Source organism: Hydrogenovibrio halophilus DSM 15072 (genome assembly GCF_000384235.1).
Lineage (GTDB): Bacteria > Pseudomonadota > Gammaproteobacteria > Thiomicrospirales > Thiomicrospiraceae > Hydrogenovibrio > Hydrogenovibrio halophilus.
In genome coordinates, this window is sequence record NZ_KB913033.1 from 220,468 (window position 1) to 244,418 (window position 23,951).

Annotated in this window: 24 protein-coding genes and 1 other RNA gene; 5 read left to right on the forward strand and 20 right to left on the reverse strand. The window is 54.5% G+C overall.

Annotation, left to right across the window (positions count from 1 at the left end):
• Positions 1 to 9: 9 nt before the first annotated feature.
• Positions 10 to 1,287 (reverse strand): serine hydroxymethyltransferase, encoded by a 1,278-nt coding sequence (glyA, locus tag A377_RS0101085; protein ID WP_019894223.1) that lies wholly within the window; start codon positions 1,285 to 1,287, stop codon positions 10 to 12.
• A 233-nt stretch (positions 1,288 to 1,520) separates the two neighbouring features.
• Here glyA and ettA point away from each other — a divergent pair, with 233 nt between their 5' ends.
• Both ettA and A377_RS0101095 read left to right on the forward strand, forming a co-directional pair.
• The gene (gene ettA, locus A377_RS0101090) at positions 1,521 to 3,194 is read left to right on the forward strand and encodes an energy-dependent translational throttle protein EttA (RefSeq protein WP_019894224.1); all 1,674 of its coding nucleotides are present in this window, start codon (positions 1,521 to 1,523) and stop codon (positions 3,192 to 3,194) included.
• Positions 3,195 to 3,227: 33 nt separating this feature from the next.
• The gene (locus A377_RS0101095) at positions 3,228 to 4,124 is read left to right on the forward strand and encodes a GGDEF domain-containing protein (RefSeq protein WP_245546747.1); all 897 of its coding nucleotides are present in this window, start codon (positions 3,228 to 3,230) and stop codon (positions 4,122 to 4,124) included.
• Positions 4,125 to 4,257: 133 nt separating this feature from the next.
• Here the strand turns inward: A377_RS0101095 and fur are convergent, their stop codons facing one another.
• A complete protein-coding gene (fur, locus tag A377_RS0101100) occupies positions 4,258 to 4,668 on the reverse strand; it encodes a ferric iron uptake transcriptional regulator (protein ID WP_019894227.1) in 411 nt (136 codons plus the stop codon).
• 211 nt (positions 4,669 to 4,879) lie between these two features.
• Between fur and A377_RS11565 the strand changes: the two genes are divergently transcribed.
• Positions 4,880 to 5,152 carry an outer membrane protein assembly factor BamE gene (locus A377_RS11565; protein WP_019894229.1) on the forward strand — a complete coding sequence of 91 codons (273 nt, stop codon included), beginning with the start codon at positions 4,880 to 4,882 and terminating at the stop codon, positions 5,150 to 5,152.
• Positions 5,153 to 5,171: 19 nt separating this feature from the next.
• Here the strand turns inward: A377_RS11565 and A377_RS0101110 are convergent, their stop codons facing one another.
• Both A377_RS0101110 and A377_RS0101115 read right to left on the reverse strand, forming a co-directional pair.
• Positions 5,172 to 5,477, reverse strand: coding sequence for an RnfH family protein (locus A377_RS0101110; RefSeq protein WP_019894230.1), 306 nt, complete (start codon positions 5,475 to 5,477; stop codon positions 5,172 to 5,174).
• Positions 5,470 to 5,901 (reverse strand): type II toxin-antitoxin system RatA family toxin, encoded by a 432-nt coding sequence (locus A377_RS0101115; protein ID WP_019894231.1) that lies wholly within the window; start codon positions 5,899 to 5,901, stop codon positions 5,470 to 5,472. Before A377_RS0101115 ends, A377_RS0101110 begins: the two co-directional genes overlap by 8 nt.
• 33 nt (positions 5,902 to 5,934) lie before the next feature.
• On the opposite strand from A377_RS0101115, the gene smpB reads away from it, so the two are divergent.
• Together smpB and ssrA are read left to right on the forward strand one after the other, a co-directional pair.
• The gene (smpB, locus tag A377_RS0101120; RefSeq protein ID WP_019894232.1) at positions 5,935 to 6,411 is read left to right on the forward strand and encodes an SsrA-binding protein SmpB; all 477 of its coding nucleotides are present in this window, start codon (positions 5,935 to 5,937) and stop codon (positions 6,409 to 6,411) included.
• 147 nt (positions 6,412 to 6,558) lie between these two features.
• Positions 6,559 to 6,916: a transfer-messenger RNA gene (gene ssrA / locus A377_RS12900) on the forward strand.
• A 19-nt stretch (positions 6,917 to 6,935) separates the two neighbouring features.
• On the opposite strand, the gene fliN is transcribed toward ssrA, so the two are convergent.
• From fliN to A377_RS11570, 16 genes are all read right to left on the reverse strand, one after another.
• A complete protein-coding gene (gene fliN, locus A377_RS0101125; protein WP_019894233.1) occupies positions 6,936 to 7,400 on the reverse strand; it encodes a flagellar motor switch protein FliN in 465 nt (154 codons plus the stop codon).
• Positions 7,393 to 8,412 carry a flagellar motor switch protein FliM gene (fliM, locus tag A377_RS0101130; RefSeq protein ID WP_019894235.1) on the reverse strand — a complete coding sequence of 340 codons (1,020 nt, stop codon included), beginning with the start codon at positions 8,410 to 8,412 and terminating at the stop codon, positions 7,393 to 7,395. The genes fliN and fliM overlap by 8 nt, the downstream gene beginning before the upstream one ends.
• Before the next feature lie 14 nt (positions 8,413 to 8,426).
• Positions 8,427 to 8,996, reverse strand: coding sequence for a flagellar basal body-associated FliL family protein (locus tag A377_RS0101135; protein ID WP_019894237.1), 570 nt, complete (start codon positions 8,994 to 8,996; stop codon positions 8,427 to 8,429).
• A gap of 34 nt (positions 8,997 to 9,030) precedes the next feature.
• Entirely contained in the window at positions 9,031 to 9,903 is an 873-nt protein-coding gene (gene motB, locus A377_RS0101140; protein ID WP_019894238.1) for a flagellar motor protein MotB, read from the reverse strand.
• Positions 9,904 to 9,930: 27 nt separating this feature from the next.
• Positions 9,931 to 10,782 (reverse strand): flagellar motor stator protein MotA, encoded by an 852-nt coding sequence (gene motA, locus A377_RS0101145; RefSeq protein ID WP_019894239.1) that lies wholly within the window; start codon positions 10,780 to 10,782, stop codon positions 9,931 to 9,933.
• 68 nt (positions 10,783 to 10,850) lie between these two features.
• A complete protein-coding gene (locus tag A377_RS13320) occupies positions 10,851 to 11,858 on the reverse strand; it encodes a methyl-accepting chemotaxis protein (protein ID WP_028485159.1) in 1,008 nt (335 codons plus the stop codon).
• Positions 11,859 to 11,876: 18 nt separating this feature from the next.
• Positions 11,877 to 13,730 carry a flagellar hook-length control protein FliK gene (locus tag A377_RS0101155; protein WP_019894241.1) on the reverse strand — a complete coding sequence of 618 codons (1,854 nt, stop codon included), beginning with the start codon at positions 13,728 to 13,730 and terminating at the stop codon, positions 11,877 to 11,879.
• Between the two features lie 153 nt (positions 13,731 to 13,883).
• Positions 13,884 to 14,327 (reverse strand): flagellar export protein FliJ, encoded by a 444-nt coding sequence (fliJ, locus tag A377_RS0101160; protein ID WP_019894243.1) that lies wholly within the window; start codon positions 14,325 to 14,327, stop codon positions 13,884 to 13,886.
• Positions 14,328 to 14,352: 25 nt separating this feature from the next.
• On the reverse strand, positions 14,353 to 15,693 hold the full coding sequence (fliI, locus tag A377_RS0101165; protein WP_019894245.1) for a flagellar protein export ATPase FliI: 1,341 nt from the start codon (positions 15,691 to 15,693) through the stop codon (positions 14,353 to 14,355).
• The gene (locus A377_RS0101170) at positions 15,690 to 16,559 is read right to left on the reverse strand and encodes a FliH/SctL family protein (protein ID WP_019894247.1); all 870 of its coding nucleotides are present in this window, start codon (positions 16,557 to 16,559) and stop codon (positions 15,690 to 15,692) included. Before A377_RS0101170 ends, fliI begins: the two co-directional genes overlap by 4 nt.
• 183 nt (positions 16,560 to 16,742) lie before the next feature.
• Positions 16,743 to 17,759, reverse strand: a complete 1,017-nt coding sequence (gene fliG / locus A377_RS0101175) for a flagellar motor switch protein FliG (protein ID WP_019894248.1) — start codon at positions 17,757 to 17,759, stop codon at positions 16,743 to 16,745.
• Between the two features lie 3 nt (positions 17,760 to 17,762).
• On the reverse strand, positions 17,763 to 19,451 hold the full coding sequence (gene fliF / locus A377_RS0101180) for a flagellar basal-body MS-ring/collar protein FliF (protein ID WP_019894249.1): 1,689 nt from the start codon (positions 19,449 to 19,451) through the stop codon (positions 17,763 to 17,765).
• 121 nt (positions 19,452 to 19,572) lie between these two features.
• Positions 19,573 to 19,914, reverse strand: coding sequence for a flagellar hook-basal body complex protein FliE (gene fliE / locus A377_RS0101185; protein WP_019894251.1), 342 nt, complete (start codon positions 19,912 to 19,914; stop codon positions 19,573 to 19,575).
• A 212-nt stretch (positions 19,915 to 20,126) separates the two neighbouring features.
• Positions 20,127 to 21,506, reverse strand: a complete 1,380-nt coding sequence (locus A377_RS0101190) for a sigma-54-dependent transcriptional regulator (RefSeq protein WP_019894252.1) — start codon at positions 21,504 to 21,506, stop codon at positions 20,127 to 20,129.
• Positions 21,503 to 22,681, reverse strand: coding sequence for a sensor histidine kinase (locus A377_RS0101195; RefSeq protein WP_019894253.1), 1,179 nt, complete (start codon positions 22,679 to 22,681; stop codon positions 21,503 to 21,505). Before A377_RS0101195 ends, A377_RS0101190 begins: the two co-directional genes overlap by 4 nt.
• Before the next feature lie 28 nt (positions 22,682 to 22,709).
• Positions 22,710 to 23,831, reverse strand: a complete 1,122-nt coding sequence (locus tag A377_RS11570; RefSeq protein ID WP_157760662.1) for a sigma-54 interaction domain-containing protein — start codon at positions 23,829 to 23,831, stop codon at positions 22,710 to 22,712.
• Between the last annotated feature and the right edge of the window lie 120 nt (positions 23,832 to 23,951).

The window sequence follows — 23,951 nt, forward strand, 5'->3', positions numbered from 1 at the left end:
AGTTCGGAATTAAGCCTGGCGGTATACCGGGCGCTGGGCACACAAAGCGGTCACTTTTTCTCGCACTTGCGCCACCACGGCCTCATCCCAGGTTTCATTTTCCTGATCGCAGGCCGCAATCACGTCGCACATCCAGTGCGCCAGATCGGTGGAATCGGCCTCGGTGAAGCCACGCGTGGTAGAGGCAGCGGTGCCCACCCGGATGCCGCTGGTCACAAATGGCGACTTGGGGTCATTGGGCACGGAATTTTTATTAATGGTAATGTGGGCCGCACCCAGCGCCGCGTCGACCAGTTTGCCAGTCAGCCCCTGTTCGATCAGGCTGACCAGAAACAAATGGTTTTCCGTGCCTTTGGAGACCACATCGTAACCGCGCTCCATAAACACTTTGGCCATGGCTTTGGCGTTTTTGACCACGTTCTCGGCGTAGGTTTTGAATTCCGGTTCCATCGCCTCTTTGAAGGCCACCGCCTTGGCCGCAATCACATGCATCAGCGGTCCGCCCTGCTGGCCGGGAAAAATCGCTGAATTGAGTTTCTTTTCCAGCTCCGGGTTGGACTTGGCCAGAATCAAACCACTGCGCGGACCGCGCAAGGTTTTGTGAGTGGTGGTGGTCACCACGTCGGCATAAGGCACCGGATTGGGGTAGATGCCTGCTGCCACCAGACCGGCCACATGCGCCATGTCCACCAGCAGATAAGCCCCGACTTCGTCGGCGATTTCACGGAACCTGCCCCAATCCACCACCTGGGAATAGGCCGAAAAACCGGCCACAATCATTTTGGGCTGGTGTTCACGCGCCAGTCTGGCCACTTCGTCGTAATCGATTTCGCCGGTTTCCGGGTTCAAGCCATACTGTACGGCCTTGTAGATTTTGCCGGAAAAGTTGACGTGGGCGCCGTGGGTCAAATGCCCGCCATGCGCCAGGCTCATGCCCAGCACGGTTTCGCCTGGTTTCATCAACGCCATGTAGACCGGGGCATTCGCCTGGGAGCCCGAATGCGGCTGCACGTTGGCGTAATCGGCGCCGAACAGTTCCTTGGCCCGATCAATCGCCAGCTGCTCCACCACATCCACATGTTCACAGCCGCCGTAATAACGCTTGAAAGGGTAGCCTTCGGCGTATTTGTTGGTCAGCACGGAACCCTGCGCTTCCATGACCCGGGGACTGGTGTAGTTCTCCGAGGCGATCAGTTCAATGTGATCTTCCTGCCGAGTCGCTTCGGCTTGCATGGCCGTAGCCAATTCGTCGTCATAGCCGGCAATGGTCATGGTTGGTTCAAACATGCACGTTCTCTCCTAAAAAAGCTGTTTTGCTGCACACCCGACCCGTTTTTTACCAGGCCTGGTCATATGGAATGGGTTAAACGATAAATTTTATCAACTCTCGCCGCGTTTTGCACTTTAAATGCATCGACACAAAAACTTTATAAAGCCCGTTTTTTTCGGTACAGTTACGCTTATTCAAAGCGCTGGGAACAAAAACGCCCGCCGCAACACAATCAACAAAAGAGGTTTTGATGGCACAGTTTGTTTACACCATGAACAAAGTGGGCAAGGTCGTTCCGCCCAACAAACACATTCTGAAAGACATTTCCCTGTCCTTTTTCCCCGGGGCAAAAATCGGGGTACTGGGCCTGAACGGTTCGGGCAAATCCACTCTGCTGCGCATTATGGCCGGCATCGACACCGACATTGTGGGCGAAGCCCGTCCGCAACCCGGCATTAAAATTGGTTATTTGCCACAGGAGCCGCAACTGACCCCGGACAAAGACGTGCTGGGCAATGTGGAAGAAGCGGTGCAGGACGTCAAGGATGCGCTGACCGAGCTGGACGGGATTTACGCGGCCTACGCCGAACCCGATGCCGACTTTGACGCGCTGGCCAAAAAACAGGAAGCGGTCGAAGACCTGATTCAGGCCAAGGACGGCCACAATCTGGAACGCACCCTGAACATTGCCGCCGACGCTTTGCGTCTGCCGCCCTGGGACGCCGATGTCACCAAACTTTCCGGCGGGGAAAAACGCCGTGTCGCGTTGTGCAAGCTGTTGCTGGAAAAGCCCGACATGCTGCTGCTGGACGAGCCGACCAACCACCTGGATGCCGAATCCATTGCCTGGCTGGAGCGATTCCTGCTCGAATTCAGCGGCACCGTCGTCGCCATCACCCACGACCGTTACTTCCTGGACAACGCCGCCGAATGGATTTTGGAACTGGACCGTGGCGAAGGCATTCCATTTGAAGGCAACTATTCTTCCTGGCTGGAACAGAAAGAAAAACGCTTGGAAATGGAATCCAAACAGGAAGCCGCACGCATGAAAACCATCCAGCACGAGCTGGAATGGGTGCGCTCCAACGCCAAAGGCCGTCATGCCAAATCCAAAGCCCGTCTGTCACGCTTTGAAGAACTCAGCAGTCAGGAAACCCAAAAGCGCAACGAAACCAAGGAAATCTTTATCCCTGTGGCCGAGCGATTGGGCGACAAGGTCATCGAAGTCGATCATCTGAACAAAAGTTTTGACAACAACCTGCTGATCGAAGATCTGTCCTTCCGCCTGCCACCAGGCGGCATTGTCGGCATCATCGGCCCCAACGGCGCCGGGAAATCCACCCTGTTCAAGATGTTGACCGGACAGGAAGAACCCGATTCCGGCACCATCGAATTCGGCGAAACCGTGCAACTGTCTTATGTGGATCAGTCGCGTGACGCGCTGGATGACGACAAAACCGTGTACGAAGAAATTTCCGAAGGCGACGACATCTTCATGGTCGGCAACATCGAAGTCAACGCCCGCGCTTACGTCGGTCGCTTCAACTTCAAAGGCACGGACCAACAGAAACGCATCGGCGAACTGTCCGGCGGCGAACGCAACCGTGTGCATCTGGCCAAAACCCTGCGCAGCGGCGGCAACCTGTTGCTGCTGGATGAGCCCACCAACGATCTGGACATCGAGACTTTGCGGGCGCTGGAAGAGGCTTTGCTGGACTTTGCCGGTTGCGCGGTGGTGATCTCGCACGATCGCTGGTTCCTCGACCGGATTGCCACCCACATGCTGGCCTTTGAAGGCGATTCGCACGTCGAATGGTTTGAAGGCAATTTTACCGATTACGAAGAAGACCTCAAACGCCGCAAAGGGCCTGATGCCGCGCAACCGCATCGCATCAAGTACAAACCAGTGATGAAAAACCAATAAGGAGTCACGATCATGGCCGCTATGGAATCCCGCATGCAATCACACATCGAGGCGATTGCCAACGCCATGCCCGACCCGATCTTTGTCATGGGCGAAAACGGAACCTATCTGGATGTCATAGGTGGCCAGGAACGCAGCCTTTACGCCGATGGCCACCCGCTGATCGGCAAAAACTACTTTGACGTGCTGCCGGAAAAAATGGCCGAACGCTTCACCAAAGTCGTAAAAAAAGCCATTGCCAGCGGCCAGCTTCAGGAAATCGAATACCAGTTGGCCGACACCGAAGTGGCAGGCATTGAGCCGGTCAGCACCACCGAAGGCCAGTGGTACGAAGCACGGGTTTACCCGCTCGACAGCGATGCCTACCAGCAAGCGGCGGTCATCTGGCTAGCGATCAACATCACCCAGCGCAAACACATGGAAGAACAGATCGAACAACTCTCCTCACGTGATCCGTTGACCGACCTTTACAACCGGGATTTCTTTCTAGAAATCGTAGACGAAGAACTGGGCAAAGCCCGTCTGAATCAACGCGCTCTGTCACTGGCCAAAATCAATCTGGACTGTTTCAAACGCATCACCGATGCCTATGGTCACGAAATTGGCGACAAGGCCATTCTGACAGCGGCACACGCCATTTCGCATGTGATTGGCGATCTGGGGTACATTGGCCGCTTAAGCTGCGATCAGTTCATGGTGGTCCTGCCGGAAATCAAAGCCGTCGATGCCTTCCGCATCGCCAAACTGGCCCAGGAAACCATCTCGTCGCAAACCATCGCCCTGACTGACAGCGACACCACCTGTCTGACCAGCCATGCAGGCGTGACCGAACTGCGCGACGAAAGTGACGACAGTCAGACCCTGTTCAGACGCGTCAACAAGGCCATCAAGTCCCTTGACGGCACCCGCGAAGTCACCAAAATCCTGTAAAAAAACAACACCCACCAGGCCTGGTAAAAAACCACTTTGTGTCGCGCCCTGTACCAGCGCGAAAGCCAGAACCAAAAAAGCGGGGACAACCCCGCTTTTTTCATTTCAATCGCATGCAACGTCGGCCGACAGATCAATCATCGCCTTTGAAGGTGCCGTAAATCACCAAGCTGTGACTGGCCAGATCATACCCTTTCTCTTTGGAAATTTCCTTGATCCGTTCTTCAATCACCGGGTCCACAAACTCGCGCACCTTGCCGGTTTTCACACAGACCAGATGATCATGGTTGTCGCCGGTGTCCAGTTCGAATACGGAAATGTTGTTTTCGAAGTTCAGACGTCGAACAATCCCGGCCTGCTCAAACTGTGTCAAAACACGGTAGACGGTGGCCAGTCCGACTTCTTCCCCCTGCTCGATCAGGATCTTGTAGACATCTTCGGCAGTCAGATGATGCTCTTCACCTTCCTGTTCCAGAATTTCCAAAACCTTCAATCGAGGCAAAGTGACTTTGAGACCCACTTTTTTTAAATTCGCGCTGCCCATGAACCTGAATGATCCCTTTTTAGAAATGATTACGTGTATAATTGGACCTCAAAACAACAAGCCTTTTTTCAACAGCTTAGTCCGAGACACCCAACGTTTTATGAAACTGATTCGAAGATTTAGCGCTATTATAACGCTTTTTGCCCTATTCTCCACCCTAACCGCCTGCTCTTTTTTCACGCCCTACAAGGCCCCGATCACGCAGGGGACGGTGATTGACACCGAATCACTGAACTCTCTGCAGGAAGGGCTGACCGCGCAGCAGGTGGTCGAACTGCTCGGACCGCCTTTTGGTCAGGATCCGTTCAATGCCAATCGCTGGTCTTATGTGTTCTACACCACCGAACCGGACTTTCAGCCAGACGCGGTCAAACATCTGTGGGTCGCATTTGACCAGCAAGGCTATCTGCTCGACTGGAAGGTCAAAGAAAAGGCCGTCGAGGTCGACCGCGGCTTTGACGACGGCTTGGGCTTATTTGACTGAGGCATGACCGTTCAGGCATTCAGGCTTTCGCCTGCTGCCTTTCCTCGGCGACCCGTTTGCGGCGACGCTCGCGCGGATCGGCTTTCAGAGGGCGATACACCTCAATCCGGTCTTTGGGCGCCAACACCTGATCCGGCTTCACAGGTTGGGAGAAAATCCCGACATGAGAAATGTCCAGATCGGGAAAGGTTCTCAACAGCTGAGACTGCTTGAGCGCCTCCTCCACCGTCGTTCCCTCCGCCACTTCTTCGGAGAGCAGATACTGCTCGTCAGGCAAGGCATAAGCCACTTCAATCGGAATCAGTGTTTCGGATGATTTAACCATACAAGGCCTTTGCTCTGTCACAAAACGACTGTACCAGCGTCGCGGCAATCTGCTCAAACACCGGCCCGACAGCCATATTCAACAGTCTGTTACGGATGGAAAAACGCAAATCCAGAGAAATCCGACAGGCCTCTTCGCCGATGGCCTCAAAACGCCAGTCGCCTTCCAGCTCATCAAACGGCCCATCCACCAAAGACAGGTGAATCCTCTCCGGCTGCGTCAGGCGATTGCGGGTGGTAAAGCTTTGTTGAATACCGGCTTTCTGGATATCGATCCGCGCGACCATGGTGTCATCCGATTGTTCCAGCACGTCACTGCTTCGGCACCAAGGCAGAAATTCGGGGTACGCCTCGACATCGTTCACCAAAGCAAACACCAGCTCCGTTGGGTAAGGCAAAAGCGCCGAACGTGTGATTTTTTTCATATAAAAGTTGGTATCCGCTATAATCACGCCATTATGGCAAAGAAAAAAAAGCAACACAATCCAAACACCATCGCGCTGAACAAAAAAGCCCGTTTCGACTACTTTATTGAAGAAACGTTTGAAGCCGGCCTAGCTCTGGAAGGCTGGGAAGTCAAGAGCCTGCGCCAGGGCAAAGTCAACATCAAGGAAAGTTATGTGCTTCTGAAGGACAATGAAGCCTGGCTGTTCGGTGCGACCATCACCCCTTTGATCAGCGCCTCTTCCCACAGTCACCACGACCCGCTGCGTTTGCGCAAACTGTTGCTGCACCGACGTCAGATCGACCGTCTGCTCGGACTGAAAGACCAGAAAGGGTACACTTTGGTGCCATTGGATCTGCATTGGTCGCACGGCATGGTCAAGGCCAATCTCGGCCTGGCCAAAGGCAAGAAGCAGCACGACAAACGGGCCGTCGAGAAAGAGCGTGACTGGAACCGTGACAAGCAGCGCATACTCAAATACCACGCCTAAAAACTGTCGGCCTTGAAAAGACTGACAAGCTCCCCATTATTACGTTAGAATAAAGACTTGCTCAGGAACCGGTAGAAACCTTTTTTACCAGGCCTGGTCATTTTCCCGAAAACAGGTGTTCCACCGTTTGCAGGATTTCCCATTTATGGGGCTGTTCCGGCTTCGACGGGGAGTACAAAGTTTGGGATGCATGCCGTGCCTGAGATGACGCACGTAAATCTTCATTTCAATTTGTTATAGTTGCAAACGACGATAACTACGCTCTAGCGGCTTAACCCCGCTAGCACAGACCAGTTCCGTTGTTCGTGGCGCCTGGTTTCTGTGTCGACTTACACGGAATCGCTGGCTGTATGGGTTTGGATGCAGTCAGTTAAACTTCACAAACTCGCGGTTCGTGATCCCTGCCGATCGGGTAGCGTGCCGTTAAAGCAATTGGTCGGATAAGCATGTAGATTCTCGAGTGGCGGCTTCCCGGACGGGGGTTCGACTCCCCCCAGCTCCACCATATTTCCCTATCGGCTCATTTATTTGAGCTTTTTGATTCGTTCTTGCGGACTGACCACATCGGTCAGACGCACCCCGAACTTGTCATTGATGACCACCACTTCGCCATGCGCAATCAGGGTGCCATTGACCAGCAAATCCAAAGGCTCACCCGCCAGACGATCCATTTCGATCACACTGCCCTGGGTGTAGGACAGAAGGTTACGGATCGAGACAGTGGCGCGGCCGATTTCCAGTTGCAAAGTGACCGGAATGTCCATCAACACATCCAGATCTACCTTGTCTGCACCGCCACCGCGACCTTCCTGCAGTTCGTCCAGCGATGCCTGGCTGACTTCGTCCTCTGTGGCTTCGGCCTGCTCTGACAATGCCGATGCCCAGGGATCGTCTTCTCCGCCGCCCTGATCTTCGTTTTCGGGGGCTTCGGCCTCTGCCTGTTCATTCAGTGCGTCGCCCCAGGCGCTCATATCATCTTCTTCACTCATCGTACCAATCCTTTGTGTTATCGATCATTCTCTCCTGATAAGCCGGATGTCTCAGAATTTCCTTGAGCTTGACCGCCTTCTTGTCCTGACTTTCGCCGAGTTTGCCTTTGGCAATACCTATGCCTTCCGCTTTGACGGTGACCTGTTCCGGCATTTCAAACGGAATAATGTCGCCTTTTTCCATTTGCATCAGGTCTTCCACCTGCATCTGCAATTCGGCCAGGTTGACCGTCAGCTCGATCTCAATGTTCTTGGTTTCTTCGCGCAAGGTGCGCGACCAACGGTTGTCCGACTCGCCCTGCAGATTGGACATGCCTTCTTCGAGCTTGTCGCGTACCGGCTCCAGCATGGAATACGGCATCACTATGTCGACACGCCCTTCCACGCCTTCAAAGCGCACATTGATGGGGCTGACCACAATCATGTCGGTGGCGTCGACTATGCTGGCAAATTTCGGATTCATCTCCGAATGCATGTAGTCGATTTCAATGTCCATGACCGGCGCCCAGGCTTTGCGCAGATTCTCAGAGGACATATCCAGAATGCTGCGCACCATCGACATTTCCACTGGCGTGTATTCACGCCCTTCGATTTTGAACGGCAGCAAACCGGTCCCGCCGAAATACATGTCCACCGCAGTAAAAATCAGCTTGGAATCCAATGTGAACAGTGAGACCCCATTCAACGGATTGATCCGATAAATATTCAGACTGGTCGGCACAAACAGGTTGCGCAGGTAATCGATCATTTTGATGATTTTGACCTCACCAGCGGTCACTTCGACACTGGACATGATCATTTCATTAAAGTGGCGCTGAAAGCCCCGGGCAAAACGTTCGTTGATGATATCCAACGCCGGCAGACGCCCACGTACGATCCGCTCCTGGTTGGTAAAGTCATAGACTTTGGCCGCCGTGGATTCTGCGGAATCGTCGTCTTCGGTCTCAACGTCGCCACCACCCATGCCTTTTAGCAGGGCATCGACTTCGTCCTGGCTGAGAATATCATCCATGCGTCTTCCAGTTCCTATTGCATGACAAAACGTTCAAAGTACACGTCTTCGAGAATGTCGGGGTAGATCCCGTTTTTCTCCAACACGGCCCGGGCTTTTTCCAGAATGCGTTCGCGCAACAAATCCGGTCCGTTGTCCAGGTTCATTTCAGAATAGGTCTGGATGCGCAGCAACGCGGTAATGTCGTTACGCAGAATCGGACGATAGTTCTCCATATCCTGAATCAACTGCGGATAACGTGACATGAATTTCAGCGTCACCGCCAGATATTTGGCTTCGCCTTCGCCTTTGAAATTGACCACAAACGGTTCCATCGCAAAATACTGCGGTGCTGCTCCCGGTTCCGGTGGCTCATACTGTTTGTATTTGGGAGAAAACTCCCGGGGCACACCATCTTCCACTTGAGCTTCGGTATTGGCCTGTTCTCCACCCTGGGTAGAACCATCACTTTTGTCGCCTCCGCTGAGTAACATGAACGTCATCACGCCAATGCCGATGACCAATAATAAAATCACCACAATCAGAGCGATCATCAGCCCCTTGCCGCCGGATTTTGTTTCTTCCTGCTTTTCTTCTTCAGCCATGCAAAGCCCCTTTTATTTTGAATTTTGTCTGGTGTTATCTGCTCGCGGGGTCTGTCATCTGTTGTGACAAATCCTCCATCCCCGGCGCTTCACTCAAGCTTTTCAGGCGCTCTTCCGCTTCCTGATTAAGCACAATGATACTGATGCGCCGATTACGGGGATTATAAGGGTTTTCCTTATCAAACGGGACGGTATCCGCCAGCCCCACGACCTGTGCAATACTGTCAGATTCCACTCCGCCACGCAAGAGCAGGCGACGGGCGGCATTGGCCCGATCGGCCGACAGCTCCCAGTTGGTGTAGTCGGCATCGGCTTGATAGCCGGACGAATCCGTGTGCCCGGCAATACTAATGCGATTATCGGTTTGTGACAGAATGTTTCCGACTTCTTGCAACAACCTTTGCGCGTAGGCTTTCGGCAAATCGACCCCGGTGCCGAACATCGGACGTTTTCGATCGTCCAATACCTGCACCCGCAAGCCATTCGGTGTGATTTCGATTTTCAACTGTTCTTTCAATTCTTGTAAAGACGGCGTATTCTCGATTTTCTGTTCGATCTGCTTTTTGAGCTGCTCCATTTCTTTGCGCTCTTCCTGGTCAATCTTATCGCCGTCCCCTTTGGGTGAATCCTTGAAGCCGCCCATGTCGATCAGTGAATCTGATGATTGTCCAGCTTCATCTGATTTAACCAATATCTCTGGCGCACCTTCAATAACAGTGGGATCCTGAAAATATTCAGCCATACGCTTTAGTTGCTCATCATCTGCCCCGCCCAAGATCCACAACATAAGAAAGAACGCCATCGCGGCGGTCATAAAATCGGCAAACGCGACTTTCCAGGCCCCACCATGGGCCACATGCGGGCATTTTTTTACCCGTTTGATGATGATGGATTGTTCATCACTCATTGACGTGTCCTTGTTTGTCGACGTCGGTTATTTCTGGGTTTGCAGATATTCGTCCACTTCCAGAAAGCTGGGACGTTCTTTGCCGGGGATGGCTTTCCGGCCGAACTCCATGGCCACCTGGGGCGGATACCCATTCAGGTTCGCCATCAGACAGGCCTTGATCGCGCCGTAAAACGCGCTTTCCGCATGGGCACGGTTTCCCAGGTCGGATGAGATCGGATTGACAACACCATAGGCGACCAGAATCCCCAGAAAAGTCCCGACCAATGCCACCGACATATGGTGGGCAATTTCCAATGGCCCTGCGTCCAGATAACCCATGGTCACAATGATCCCCAGCACCGCGGCCACGATACCAAACCCAGGCAACGCCTCCCCGACCTTGCCGACGGCTTCACTCGGTGCCATGGCTTCATGATGATGCACATCCAGTTCGGCAATCATCAGATCTTCCAGCTGATAGGGGTTACTGGCCCCGCTGATCATCAGTCGCAGATAATCACAGATGAAATCGACCACATGATGATCCTCGGCAATCTTGGGGAACTGGCTAAACAACTCACTGTTTTCAGGCTCTTCCACGTCCTGTTCGATCGCCATCAAGCCCTCTCGGCGGGCCTTGTTGAACAGGCGAAACATCAGCCCGATCAGTTCCATATACATTTCTTTGTCGTAGCCGGGCGATTTGACCAGTCCCAGCGCGCTGGAAAAACTCTTTTTAACCACCCAGCCCGGATTCGCGATAATAAACGCGCCAAGCGCCCCGCCACAGATGATCAAAACTTCCAGCGGCTGAATCAGGATGCCGATGCTGCCGTGCGGCAGATACCCCCCGAGCAGCGAACCGAACACCACCACTGTGCCGATGATTGCTTTCATAGTCGAACCTTATTGTTATTTTTTACCACACTTTTCACTCGGGTTGATTCAGCGCCAGAGAGCACGCTTCAAGAACTTTCGACCGCTTGAGACAAGGCCTTCTGAGACGACTTCAATTCCGCCAGATTCGCCTCGATCTCATGCAAAAAATCACTGACTTTGCTGGCCTGGCCCTGCGTTGTCTCCACACGTTCTTGACCGTTTTGCATCACACCCACTGCGCTTTGCGCACGGCCCTGCAATTCTTCGATGATGGATTGAATTTCGGTGGTGGCCTGCTGGGTCTTGCCGGCCAGCACCCGCACCTCATCGGCGACTACCGCAAAACCGCGGCCGTGTTCACCGGCACGGGCCGCTTCGATCGCTGCGTTCAGGGCCAGAAGGTTGGTTTGTTCGGCGATGTCACGGATCAGTACCAGCACCGTGCCGATGTTGCTGCTGTCTTCTTCCAGCTTTTTGATCACACTGGAAGCATGGGTGACCTCATCGGTCAAGCCAGAGACTTCGGAAATCACGCTTTCCACCGAGGACATGCCTTCGTCCGTGCCACGGCTCATGCGCTCGACCACCCCTTCAAGCTGGTCCGACAGAGACACCAGTTCGCTGTTGTCAAAACGACTGGCCGCCGGATCCGGCAAAGCCGCATCCTCTGCGCCAAATGCGTCCTGACTGCTCAACCGCTCATTCAACTGCGCCACCTCTTCTTGCAATGACATCGCCTGCTGGTTGGCCGAGTCGATTTCGGAGGATTTGACCGCCAGCGCCGACTCCATCTGCTCAAACAACTGATTCAGGGTTTTCACCACTTTGGGATCGGTGCCTTCCGCCCGGAAAGTGGGCGAATAGTCATTGGCATCCAGTTTTTCTTTCAGGGCCTCGTTGAGCTGACTTTGTTCACAGGCCCCGGATTTGTTGCACCAAAGCAGATAGACCAAAGCGCCCGCCACGACCCCGCCGACGCCCAGCGCAATCAAGACCACGCCAGTGGTTGGCAAACCGGCAATCGCAGAGGCGTGGCTGGGCGTCGCCAGACCAAGCAGTCCGAACAAAGGCAAAAGTTGGGTTACGACTCTCATGCGGAATCCTTTACTAAGTTAAGCGTAATAGTCTACTAAATTATTCGAGGTGGCCAAAACCGATTCGCGCGAAGAAGCTGTCGCTTCCTCACCGTGATCCTCTCCGGACTGGCCTGTCTGGCCCTGCGCCCGTTGCCCCTCGCCTTTCTCTTGAGCCTGGTCACCGGCGAACGACTGACGTTCCTCCGACACATCCATGGACCCGAATTTCATGCCCGCATTCTCAAGCATTTCCTTGAGTTTGGGCATCGCCTGCTCAATCGCTTCACGGGTGGTGCCCTGCTGCGTCAGCATGGACACGTGCACCGCCTGATCCTTGTCCACATTCAGCTTGACCTGGATCGAGCCGAGTTTTTCCGGATTCAGAGTGATTTTGGCTTCCTGCAATTTGTGATTGGCCATGTAGAGCACCCGGTGCCCCAGGGCCTGACTCCAGTTAGGGCTGCGACTGGGCTGCGACAAGGTCTGCAGCTGACCCGGCAAACCGTTTTTGGTGTCCATGCCCAAACTGCCCAGCAACTTTTCCACCCGCTCCGCTTTCTGCTCCTCGGTCACGCTGCCATCGGCGGCCATCTTGGTCGCCTGCTGCTGAGATTGTGCCAATTGACGTTGCTGCTGGCTCTGCTGCCATTGCTGCTGAGCTAACTGCTGGGCCAGTGATTGCTGGTTCTGCCCGGACTGGCCCGATTGTCCGCCGGAGGAGGACGCACCCGCTTGCTGCATTTCCGCGCGCAATTCCTGTTTTAATTCGTTTTTGGCCTCGGCCCAGCGCGTGGTCTCAACCTTCATATCGCGCCCATCGACTTTGAACGTGGGTTTGGCTTCGGCTTCCTGACGGCGTTTGGCCGCCTCTTCATTCAATTTGGCGTCCTGATTCAGAGAATCTGCGTTTGCTGCCAGTGCTCGATCCGTGCTGGCCGGGCGCACATCCGCCTTGCCTTCGGAGCCTCGGCTGGCTTCTGCCGCAGAACGCTCCGTCGGTGCCGCCAGGCTGGCCAACTTTTCCGCCAGCGCCTGCAAGGGCGTGCCACTCAGCGGATGCGGCTCAGAGGACTCTGTCACGTCTTCGATTGCCTTCGAATCTGTCCTGTCCGTTGAACCTGTGCCGGACGTCGATTCCGCCAATTGCGTCAGACTTTCCAGCTTGTCGGCCAGTTTGTGCAAAGCGGCCAATCCCGGCGCGGTCTTATCTTTGTCAGTGTCTGCTGTGTCAGAAGCTTTGGCTTGAATTTTTTCAGCCAATTGCTCAATTTTTGCCAAGGCCTTCTCCAGCCCCTGAACCAAAGAACCCGCTTTCTTACTGCTTTCGTCGTCTGGATTGGCAGGCTTTGCCGCTGTGGCATCGTCCGACGCCAGCAAGGCCTGCAACTGCTTGAGCACGTCTTCGATCGATTTCGCATCCGGTTTGCCCGCCGCCCCGCTTTCAGACGCTGTGTTTTTAACCAGGCCTGGTAAATTCAGTTGCGACAGCGTTTCTTCCAGCGATGTCAACCAGTCCTGCGTTTCCGCATCCAGATCCAGCTGGGAAAGCGCTTCGTCAAATGACACACCCGGCATTTTGTGTTCGATTTGCTGTAAAACCGCTTGCAGGTTTTGCGCCATGTCTTCGCTCAACTCACCATTCATGGTCAAGTTCAGCTGATCCAGTGCTGCCTGGTCCAGGCCGATGTCAGACAGGGAAGCTTCGCCCTTAAAGGCTTGAAGCCACTGTCCTTTTTTGACCTCAGACATTTTCATGTCCGATTCCTCGGCCAGGCGATTCAGCAACGCCGTGAACCCGGATGCCCCTTTCGGCAAAGATTGCCGCGCATCGGTCTTGTCGGCGCCGGATGGGCCGGAAAGCAAACTGTTGATCGTTGTTTTTTCCATCATCGTGTTGGTTCCATACGCGATTTTCCAGCTTTTCTGCCATGTGAGCCATGTAACACTCACCTGACAGAACCCTTGTGCAGGAATGTTTTAGCAACATGCAAGCCAACTTGCCCAAACAAACGCGAATTCATACTGTGACTCAGCAGGAGTGGCTTACAGCGGACGCCGGCTGCCGGCTTGAGAAGCCAATTCATCCAGCATTTTCTGTTCCTGCTTGTCCAGACGCTGGGTTTCGTGCTTTTCCAGCTTTTCCAGCAAACGGCTCAATGCCTGATGATGGGCCCGCTTTTCGATCCAGTGCTGGCGGGCTTCTTCCAGAGAATCTTCCAGTGCCGCCACCTGGCGCTTCTGCGCAACGATGGCCTCATTCACTTTATTGAGAAAGGCCTGATTGGTGTGAATCTGAGTGGTGGTTGTGTCCGCGGCCTGGCGCAAGGAGTGAAGGTAACCGATCTGGTATTCGGTCAGAGATTCCAACTGGGTCTGGTGTTGCTGCCAGGTCTGCTCCTGAGCCGCCAGATAGTTTTGTGCCGTTTCCAGCTCTCTGTCTGCCAGATCCACCAACATGCGAATGCGTTGAATGCGATTGTGTTTCATAATGGCCGACCGTCTGTATCAGTCATTATTTGAGGGCTTTTTCCAGGGCTTTCTGGCTGGCCGCCAAATCAAAAGGCTGGTTCATGGGCTGGGACAGGAATTCGGTCAATCGGGGGTAACGGTTGATCGCCTCATCAATGCTCGCATCCGACCCTTTGCGGTAGGCCCCCACATTGATCAGATCCTGATTTTGCTGATAGGTGGCGTAAATCTGTTTAAACCGGCGTGCCAGACGCGTTTGTTTGTCCGACACCACATCGATCATCACCCGACTGATCGAAGATTCGATGTCAATCGCCGGATAACGCCCGGAATCGGCAATCTGGCGGGAGAGCAGAATATGGCCGTCCAGAACCCCTCGGGCCGAATCCACCACCGGATCGGTCTGGTCATCGCCTTCGGCCAGCACTGTGTAGATCGCCGTAATCGAACCCGAATCGGTGGTGCCATTGCCGGCGCGTTCCACCAACTGTGGCAACTTGGCAAATACCGAAGGCGGATAGCCTTTGCTGGCAGGCGGTTCGCCCACAGAAAGTGCGATTTCACGCTGTGCCTGGGCAAATCGGGTCAGCGAATCCATCAACAGCAACACATTTTTGCCCTGATCACGAAAATACTCGGCAATGGCCGTGGCAAGCATGGCACCATGCAAGCGCATCAACGGCGGATCATCTGCCGGTGTCGCCACCACCACCGAACGGGCCAGGCCTTCTTCGCCCAGGTTGTTGCGCACAAAGTCATTGACTTCCCGCCCACGCTCACCCACCAGGCCCACCACCACAATTTCAGCCTCAGTAAAGCGCGTCATCATGCCCAGCAGCACACTTTTGCCGACCCCGGTACCGGCCAGCAGACCGACCCGCTGGCCACGTCCCAGCGTCAACAGACCATTGATGGCTTTGATTCCCACATCCAGCGGAGTGTCGATCGGCGCCCGATGCAAAGGGTTGATTTTTTCACCATTAAGAGACACAAACGCATCGTAATGCAGCGGCCCTTTGTCATCCAGCGCGTTGCCCGCGCCATCAATGACCCGGCCCAGCAGGGATTGAGACACGCCGACCTTGACCCCGCCCGACATGGGCATCACGGTGGCATTGGGTTCAATCCCGTGCACCTTGCCGATCGGCATCAAATAAAGTTTGTCGTTGTAAAAGCCGATCACTTCGGCTTCGACTGGGTCCTGATTTTTGGGGAAAATGCGACAGCGGGCCCCGACCGGCGCGTAGGTACCGACCACTTCCAGCGTCATGCCCACCATGCGCACCAGCTTGCCCTGAATCGACAGGGGTTTTCTGGGCGGCAATCGCTCTCGCAATTGCGCGGTTTTGGCCAGAAGTGTGTGGTTCAAGTCATTCAGACTCATGAAGACGGCGTGTCCTTGCCCTGCGGCGATTCTGACTGAGAAGGTGATTGGGGTGTAGGCTCTGGCTCTACCTGAGAGGTCGCGTCAGCAGCCTTGTCGTGACCGGCCAGTTGCGCCGCCAGGGTTCGCGTGTCACCCAAAAGGGTTTCCAGACGGGTTTGCCAGTCATTGACCACAATGGAATTGTGCTGTTTGACTTCGCAAGTCCCCGGTTTGATCCGAGCGGCCGATTTGAGCGTCCAATTTCGGGCACTGGCGTTCAAATAATCGGTCAAAGCGTTGTAATCTTCGGGATTCAGATGCACCTCAATGGCCGCATCTTCATCCGGCAATTGAGCCACGGCTTCTTCGATGGCCTCTTTTAACCAGGCCTGGTGCTGGTCCACTTCCAGTTCCACCAAACGCGACGCCAGCGCAATCGCCAGTTCGGACAGGCTTTCAAACACCTGCTCCGAGATGGCTTGATAAGGCGAAGCCATGGTATCAAGCAATGCGCCTAGCGACTCGACTTTGGGGGTCAGGGCCGCATCGGCTTCCTGCTTGGCCTGGTCAAAGGCCTGCTGACGTCCTTCCTGCCTGCCTTGTTCCAACCCGGCCTCATAACCTTCTTTTTTTGCCGACTCATAGGCTTCTTTTTTGAGAAGTTGGGTTTCTTTCTTGATTTTGGGTTCGATTTCACGGCGCAACTGTTGGGTCACTTCGACCTTGTGCGTTCTGGCCTGCTCGACCTCTTCCTTCTCAAAGTCGGTAAAGTGCCAGGCTTTGACATCCGGCTCGGACACTTCTTCCGCCGGCAAGACTGTGGCAACAGGCAAGTTCTCGTCTCTGGGACTTTCCGGGGTGACGTCCACCCCTTGCTTGTTCATGACCAATGCCGACCTCCTTTAGCCCGGAAAATTCATAAATTTGCGCCAATATCGCGCAGAATTTTGTTTTCACAAGGGAATTTCCGAAGAAATGCCGTATCAACGATTACGGCTGACTGAGGAAATATGCATTGTGGAAACAAGGGGCAAGCGAGATGGTGCATAATTTATGAATTTTCCGGGTTAAACAAATTCTTCGGCACCGCCAGGCATCATCACCTTCTCTTCGTCGGCCAGACGACGCACGGTCTGCACAATGGTGCGCTGTGCATCCTCGACGTCGCTGAGTTTGACCGGACCGGCCATTTCCAATTCTTCCTTGAGCATTTCGGCCTGACGCTTGGACATATTGGACAAAAACAGTTCTTTCATATCGTCGTCCGCCCCTTTCAGAGCCACCTTCAGCACATCGTTGGGCACCTCGCCCAGGATGGTCTGAATGCCGCGCGGTTCGATGCCGCTGATGTCTTCGAACACAAACATCTTGTCCTGAATCGCTTTGGCAATGTCATCGTGTTCGACAGAGATGTCGTCCAGCACACGGGCATCCACGCCGCCACCGACCATATTGAGGATTTCGGCGGCGCGTTTTTCCCCACCGATGGTGGCCAGCTTACCGCCCTCGCCATCGCTGGAGGCATGCTCCAGCACGTCGTTCAAATCAAACAGGGCGCGCGGCTGAATGGTGGTCAGAGTGGCGATCCGGTAAATGACTTCGGACTGGAAACGCTCCGGAATGCCGGCAAGAATTTCCGCCGCCAGATCGGGTTCAAAATACGACAGCACAATCGCCACCACCTGCGGGTGCTCGTTGCGCAGCATGTTGGAGATGGTCGCCGGATGCATCCACTTGAGTGCCTCCAGCCCTTTGACCTGGTCGCCCAGCATGGCCGCGTCCATCAGGCCGCCACCGCCTTCGCCCAGCGCATCCACCATCAGAGACTGTGCGTATTCCGTCGGGTTGATGCCCAGCGCATCATCGCCCAGCTCGCTCAAAAATCCGTCCAGCACAGCATGCATCTGATCGCGCGTGACTTCTGAGACACCGGTCATGGCGGTCCCGATCTGCTGCACTTCACGCGGATTCAGGTGCGACAATACCTTGGAAGCGGTCTCTTTGCCCAATGCCAGCAACAGGATGGAGGTCTTGTCCAATCCGGTCATTTCGTCCTGAATTTCTTCGATTTCTGCCTTGGCCATACGCTACTTCTTGTCTTTTGCCATCCATTGTTTGATGATATGTGACGCCAGTTTCGGATCGGCCGAGACCAGTGCTTTCACTTTTTCCAGTGTTTCCTTATCCTGCTCGGACGTCAGGTCTTCTTCTTCTGCCTGCTGACCAACGTCTTCGTTCATCTGCTCAAGCGCTTTGGAGATTTCTTCGGCATTTTCCAGCTCGTCTTCTTCTTCGTCCACGTCTTCCGGGTATTCCAGCTTGATTTCTTCGTGCTTGCTCAAGTCGCGGATCATCGGACGAATCACCCCGAAAATGATGATCAGCACGGCCAATCCGGCCAGAACCTGCTTGACCAGTGTCCAGAACCAGGACTCTTCCCAGATTGGCGGCGGTTCGTAATCGTCGGTCTGCTCTTCCACAAAGGACGCATTGACGATGCTCAGTGTGTCGCCCCGAGCCGTGTCCAGACCGGTCGCATCACTGACCAGAGAACGGTAACGCTCGATTTCTTCCTGGGTGTAGGGGGTGCGGGTAATGTCGCCATTGTCCCCCACCGAAACCTTGTCATCAATCACCACCGCCACAGACAGACGACGGATATTGCCCACCGAATTTTTGATGTGGCTGACCGTACGGTCAATCTCATAATTTTTGGTGGTTTTTTCCTTGGAATTCTTCAGGTTCGGGTCCTGGCCGGGGTCGTACCCTTCTTCCGGCGCAATCCCGGCTCTGGGCGGCTGATTGGTCAGCGCACCGGGCACGCCAGCCGGACCGTTTTCACGATTGATTTCGCGAATGGCCTGTTCGGAACGCACCGCATCCGGATCAGGCTCGTAGTTTTCACGGGTCTGTTCCTGCTGGGTAAAGTCCAATTCGGCGGTTACCTGTGCCCGAACCTTGTGCAAACCGCCGGCAACCGGAGCAAGCAGGCGCACAATCCGATCCGACAGGGTGTTCTCCACCTGACGGGTGTATTCAAGCTGTTTGAGGCTGACATTCATCATGCCCGAATTGTCGTCCTGGGTCAGCAGGTTGCCATTCTGGTCAACCACTGTGACCCCTTTGGGCTTCATATTGGGCACACTGGAAGACACCAGATAGACAATGGCACTGACCTGCTCATCACTTAATGAGCGTCCAGAATGCAGTTTGACGGTGACTGACGCGGTGGGTTCCTTTTGCTTACGCACGAAAACGGTTTTTTCCGGCATCCCCAGCAAGACCCGAGCGGAATCCACTGAATTGATGCTGGACACCGACTTGGCCAGTTCGCCTTCTATGGCGCGCTGATAGCGCTTGGTTTCACGAAACTGGGAAATCCCAAACCCCTGATCGACGTCCAGAATCTGGTACCCGCTCGGGGCCTGCTTGGGATAGCCTTCGGCGGCCAGAGACAAGCGCAGTTTGTGTACCCGTTCCTGAGGCACCATCAAGGCCCCGGTGGCCTCATTGATCTCGTAAGGCACCTGCTGGGCGTCCAGCGTCTGCATCACCTCAGACAGATCCTGCGATTCCATATTGGCAAAAAGAAGGGAGTAATTGGTGGTCTGAGACCAGAGAAGAATGCCAATCGCCAAAGCCACCGTCGCCGCCAAAGCGATGATCAGGCTCACCTGCTTGGCCACAGGCAGAGACGTCAGGTTTTTCAACAACACGGACGCACTGGTGTTTTTTTCCGGTGAAATGCTTTGATCCAGTGTGGGTTGTTCTGCCATGTACCTGTCAGTCTCTCATTTAAGCCACGTGCAATTTCAGTGACTTATCGTTCCGTTCCGGGGTGGTGTGATGCCCCCGAAACGACCGTGATTAAAGGGCAAATTATACAAGGCCAATGAATCAGATTGGCATGTTTTTAATGTCTTTGTACGCCTCAACCAGTTTGTTGCGCACTTCTTTCATCGCTTCAAATGACAAACTGGCCTTCTGGGCCTGCAACATCACCTCGGTGAGTTCGATGTCTTCGCCGCGCTCAAACGCTTCTTTCATGTCGCCGGACTTGTTCTGCTCACGGGCGACGGCATTGATCGACTGATTCATCAGATCGGAAAAGCTTTCCGCCGCTTCCATGCCTTTGGCCGGCTCCGTCGGAGCCTGAACCGATTTGTTTTGCGTTGAGGCTTCTGCGGCCAGGGAGCGCATTTGCAACATCAAGCTTTGTGTGTCCACGGAGTTTGTCATCAATCCGTCACCTTCTTTCACCGGGTTGAGGTTTCCATGCAGGGGTTAAAATTCCCTGCAAGATCAATTTTATGGCACAAAGCCGATGTCATTCGTCTTTGGGGTGCCTGCGATAACGATTTGTGTAGCAATTTCAGTGCCATTGACCGTTTGTCATCATGCTTTTCACCAGGCCTGGTCAAAACGCCCTTTTTGCGCACAACAAGGCCGGTTCAAACCACATCCAGACCCTGCTCTTTGAATTTCGCCAGTTTATAGCGTAACGTACGCGGACTGATATTTAAAGCCTCGGCGGTTTTTTGACGGTGACCGTCGTGCGCTTTGAGCGTTTTGAGAATGATGTGGGCCTCACGCTCTTTCAAGTCGGTAATTTCCAGATCCGGCGCATCGGTATCAACCCGGTCCACCGATTCCGCCTTCACAGGCTCTGAATTGGGCTGCTCGGCAGGCGCAGGCGAACCGGGCTGGGTCATGGGGCCGTCAAACATCAGGTCTTCCGGATGAATGGTGTCTCCCGACATCATCACCAGTGCACGCTGAATCACATTGTCCAGTTCCCGGATATTGCCCGGCCAGCGGCATTCTATCAACGCTTTCATCGCCGGTGCGGCAATCATGGGCTCGACGCGTTGGCGGCCGCAATGGCGCTGCAACAAGCGGTCAGTGATCGCGGCAATATCACGAGGGCGCTCGCGCAACGGCGGCAAGCGCATCGGAAACACATTCAAGCGATAAAACAGATCCTCGCGAAAGTCGCCACTTGTGATGGCTTTTTGCATGTCGATGTTGGAGGCGCTCAATACCCGCACGTCCAGTTTTTGGGTTTTGGTACTGCCAATTCTTTCGACTTCTTTTTCCTGGAGCACCCGCAGCAGCTTGGCTTGCAGATCGGCCCGCATTTCACCGATCTCATCCAGAAACAAAGTACCGCCCTGTGCCTGTTCAAACTTGCCGGGCATGGCTTTCATCGCACCGGTAAAGGCGCCTTTTTCATAGCCAAACAAAGTCGCCTCAAGCATGTTTTCGGGAATCGCGGCACAGTTAATGGCCACAAACGGTTTTTGCCGTCGCGGCGACTGATTGTGAATGTAACGCGCCAGCACTTCTTTGCCGGTGCCACTTTCGCCGGTGATCATCACCGTGGCTTCGCTTTCGGCCACTTTTTTGGCCATGGCCTTGAGCTTGACTGTGGTCGGGTCTGCGACCACAAAATCCTCGTCACTGGAGGCATCACGGTAAAAATAGGCTTTGGCCTTTTCCACCAGTTCATCGGCTTCGAAGGGCTTGAGAATGTAGTCCACCGCACCCGCTTTCATCGCATCAACAGCCTGCTCCACTGTGCCGTAGGCGGTCATCAGCACCAGTGGCAAATAGGGCTTGATCGCACGAATGCGTTTCATCAGATCATAGCCGTCCATGCCGTCCATGCGGATGTCGGTAAAGACCATGGCAATCTCATCATCGAGGGCCACCAACGCGTCTTCGGCGGAGCTAACGGCTTCGACCTCAAATTCGTTGAGTTCAAGCGTGTCCACCAAGGCTTCCTGCAGCTCTGTGTCGTCTTCGACCACCAATATTTTAGCGATGCTCATGCCTGCTCCTTTTGCGCCGCCAGCGGCAAACACAATCCGAATTCTGCGCCCTGTCCAGGAATGGAATGCACCCAGACATCGCCGTCGTGCGCCTGCGCCACCGCCCGAACCACTGCCAGCCCCAGCCCGGTACCTTTGGCCCGGCTGGTAAAAAACGGTTCAAAAATTTTCTCGTGCAAACTTTCTGACAAACCCGGTCCCTGATCTTTCACGCTGATGTTCACCCGAGGGTCCTTGCCCTCACGGGTCACGGGGCTGACCCGGATCCGGATGTCCGCATGCTCGCCCACCACATCGATCGCATTGCTCACCAGATTCTGCAAAGCGGTCAACAAAGCGTCCTGATCTCCCATCACGACCAGGCCTGGTGAAATGTCATCATAAGCGATCACACTGCGACTTTGAAACACTTTTGGCTCCACTGACGCCTGCAATTGCGTCATCAGATCCGCCACGTCCACAGCCTGATCCTTGGCTTTGCCGCCCCGCGCGTATTGCAACATGTCTTCCACCAGGGCTTCCAGATGGCGCAGGCTACTGAGGGTTTTGCTGGCGAATTTTTCGCGTTTGCTTTCGTCCAACGCTTTGGACGAAAGCTGCGACACGTACAACAGGGCCGAAGCCAGGGGCGTGCGGACCTGATGCGCCAGAGACGCGGCCATTTCCCCCATGGAACTCAAACGCTGATGGCGACTGATGTGGTCACGCAGAGTGCGCGCATCGGTCACATCCTGAATCAACAGAATTTTGCCTTTCAAGCTCGCATCGGTCTGGGACAGGTTCAACGGCGTCTCGGAAAGCTGGTAAATGGTCTGGTCATGGGTAATCAGTTCGCTGGCCGCATTGTGGGTCAAGAACGCATTGCGAACCACCACCGGCCACTGGCGACCCAGCGCGTCTTTGCCCAGAATTCGGGCCGCTGCCGGGTTCATATCCGTAATGTGTTCTTCTTCGTCCAGCACCAGCACGCCCGCGGGCAGCAACGCCAGCAACTGGTCCAGTCGCTCGCCCACCCGGTGCTTTTCTTTGTTGCTTTGGGCCAGCTTTTGCTTGAGCTCAATCACTTCGTGCTGCAGGGACTCATAGGCCTGCGTGAGCTGGGTAGAGGTTTGATTAAACAACTCAAACGCTTCTTCCAGCTCTTCCAGACGTTTTTGCTCGACCTCATTGATCATTGGGTCCCCTTTGTTTGATGCGCGTGGTTCAGTTCAGATTGAACTTGCGGATTTTTTCCACCAGCGTGGTGCGATTGGTCTGCAGCAACTTGGCGGCCTGACTGACATTGCCTTCCGTTTCCGTCAGCGCTTTTTGGATCAACTGCACTTCCATTTCAACCAGATAGGATTTGAGATTCAACCCGGTCGACAAGTCGGGTTCTCTGGTCGTTGCGGTCAAATCAATCTCGGATTCGGTCACGCCGGATTCGTCCACAGTGGCTGCGTCAGGCGATTGTTCAGAAGACGTCACCGATTCGGTGTCCATTGGTGCGGCTTGGCTGGGGTTGGCTTGTGCAGGCGGTTCTGACGGTGTTGTGATCAGTTCCGCGGACTCGGGGAGTGCCACCTGGTATTTGCCCGGCAAATCTTCGTAGGTCACAGGCGCATCCGGGAACAGAATCGACAAGCGCTCGGCCAGATTCCCCAGCTCTCGCACATTGCCCGGCCAGTGATAATGCTGCAGTGCCATCAAGGCCTCTTCGGTCATATTGGGCACCGGACGCTGCTGGTCGCGCATTTTGGCAAACATAAAATTCAACAGATCGGGAATGTCTTCCGGACGCTCACGCAAGGCCGGCATTTCAATGGGGAACACATTCAGGCGGTAAAACAAATCTTCGCGGAAGCTGCCTTCGGCGATGTTGTCCTCCAGCTGACGGTGTGTGGCGGCAATCACGCGCACATCGCATTCAAAGCTCTTGTTGCCGCCGACACGTTCGTACATGCGTTCCTGCAACACGCGCAACAGCTTGACCTGCATCGGCAACGGCATGTCACCGATTTCGTCCAGAAAAATGGACCCTTTTTCCGCCAGTTCAAAACGGCCTTTTCTGGCCGTGATCGCTCCGGTAAAGGCCCCCTTTTCATGGCCGAACAATTCGGACTCCAGCAGTTCCCCCGGAATGGCGCCACAATTGATCGGCACAAACGGGCGTTCCTGGCGGTTGGAAACCGCATGCAGGGCCTGCGCCACCACTTCTTTGCCGGTGCCGGACTCGCCCAGAATCAAGACGGTGGCATCGGTATGGGCTACTTGTTTGATCAGAGTTTTGACCTGCTGCATGGCCGGGCCATCGCCGACCAACGATGCGAGAGGGGAATCTTCCATGGTGCCGCCATAATTGACCGTAACTGCAGACGTTATATTCGTTTTTTTACTGGATGTCAAAAATTTGGCGGGCATTCTGATGCATTTTCGTCAAATACCGTAAACTTCACTGCGTGAAGA

Bases quoted from the DNA above. Each gene is read 5' to 3' on its own strand.
- glyA (WP_019894223.1), bottom strand. From the start codon at position 1,287: ATGTTTGAACCAACCATGACCATTGCCGGCTATGACGACGAATTGGCT.
- ettA (WP_019894224.1), top strand. From the start codon at position 1,521: ATGGCACAGTTTGTTTACACCATGAACAAAGTGGGCAAGGTCGTTCCG.
- A377_RS0101095 (WP_245546747.1), top strand. From the start codon at position 3,228: ATGCAATCACACATCGAGGCGATTGCCAACGCCATGCCCGACCCGATC.
- fur (WP_019894227.1), bottom strand. From the start codon at position 4,668: ATGGGCAGCGCGAATTTAAAAAAAGTGGGTCTCAAAGTCACTTTGCCT.
- A377_RS0101110 (WP_019894230.1), bottom strand. From the start codon at position 5,477: ATGGTTAAATCATCCGAAACACTGATTCCGATTGAAGTGGCTTATGCC.
- A377_RS0101115 (WP_019894231.1), bottom strand. From the start codon at position 5,901: ATGAAAAAAATCACACGTTCGGCGCTTTTGCCTTACCCAACGGAGCTG.
- smpB (WP_019894232.1), top strand. From the start codon at position 5,935: ATGGCAAAGAAAAAAAAGCAACACAATCCAAACACCATCGCGCTGAAC.
- fliN (WP_019894233.1), bottom strand. From the start codon at position 7,400: ATGAGTGAAGAAGATGATATGAGCGCCTGGGGCGACGCACTGAATGAA.
- fliM (WP_019894235.1), bottom strand. From the start codon at position 8,412: ATGGATGATATTCTCAGCCAGGACGAAGTCGATGCCCTGCTAAAAGGC.
- A377_RS0101135 (WP_019894237.1), bottom strand. From the start codon at position 8,996: ATGGCTGAAGAAGAAAAGCAGGAAGAAACAAAATCCGGCGGCAAGGGG.
- motB (WP_019894238.1), bottom strand. From the start codon at position 9,903: ATGAGTGATGAACAATCCATCATCATCAAACGGGTAAAAAAATGCCCG.
- motA (WP_019894239.1), bottom strand. From the start codon at position 10,782: ATGAAAGCAATCATCGGCACAGTGGTGGTGTTCGGTTCGCTGCTCGGG.
- A377_RS13320 (WP_028485159.1), bottom strand. From the start codon at position 11,858: ATGAGAGTCGTAACCCAACTTTTGCCTTTGTTCGGACTGCTTGGTCTG.
- A377_RS0101155 (WP_019894241.1), bottom strand. From the start codon at position 13,730: ATGATGGAAAAAACAACGATCAACAGTTTGCTTTCCGGCCCATCCGGC.
- fliJ (WP_019894243.1), bottom strand. From the start codon at position 14,327: ATGAAACACAATCGCATTCAACGCATTCGCATGTTGGTGGATCTGGCA.
- fliI (WP_019894245.1), bottom strand. From the start codon at position 15,693: ATGAGTCTGAATGACTTGAACCACACACTTCTGGCCAAAACCGCGCAA.
- A377_RS0101170 (WP_019894247.1), bottom strand. From the start codon at position 16,559: ATGAACAAGCAAGGGGTGGACGTCACCCCGGAAAGTCCCAGAGACGAG.
- fliG (WP_019894248.1), bottom strand. From the start codon at position 17,759: ATGGCCAAGGCAGAAATCGAAGAAATTCAGGACGAAATGACCGGATTG.
- fliF (WP_019894249.1), bottom strand. From the start codon at position 19,451: ATGGCAGAACAACCCACACTGGATCAAAGCATTTCACCGGAAAAAAAC.
- fliE (WP_019894251.1), bottom strand. From the start codon at position 19,914: ATGACAAACTCCGTGGACACACAAAGCTTGATGTTGCAAATGCGCTCC.
- A377_RS0101190 (WP_019894252.1), bottom strand. From the start codon at position 21,506: ATGAGCATCGCTAAAATATTGGTGGTCGAAGACGACACAGAGCTGCAG.
- A377_RS0101195 (WP_019894253.1), bottom strand. From the start codon at position 22,681: ATGATCAATGAGGTCGAGCAAAAACGTCTGGAAGAGCTGGAAGAAGCG.
- A377_RS11570 (WP_157760662.1), bottom strand. From the start codon at position 23,831: ATGGAAGATTCCCCTCTCGCATCGTTGGTCGGCGATGGCCCGGCCATG.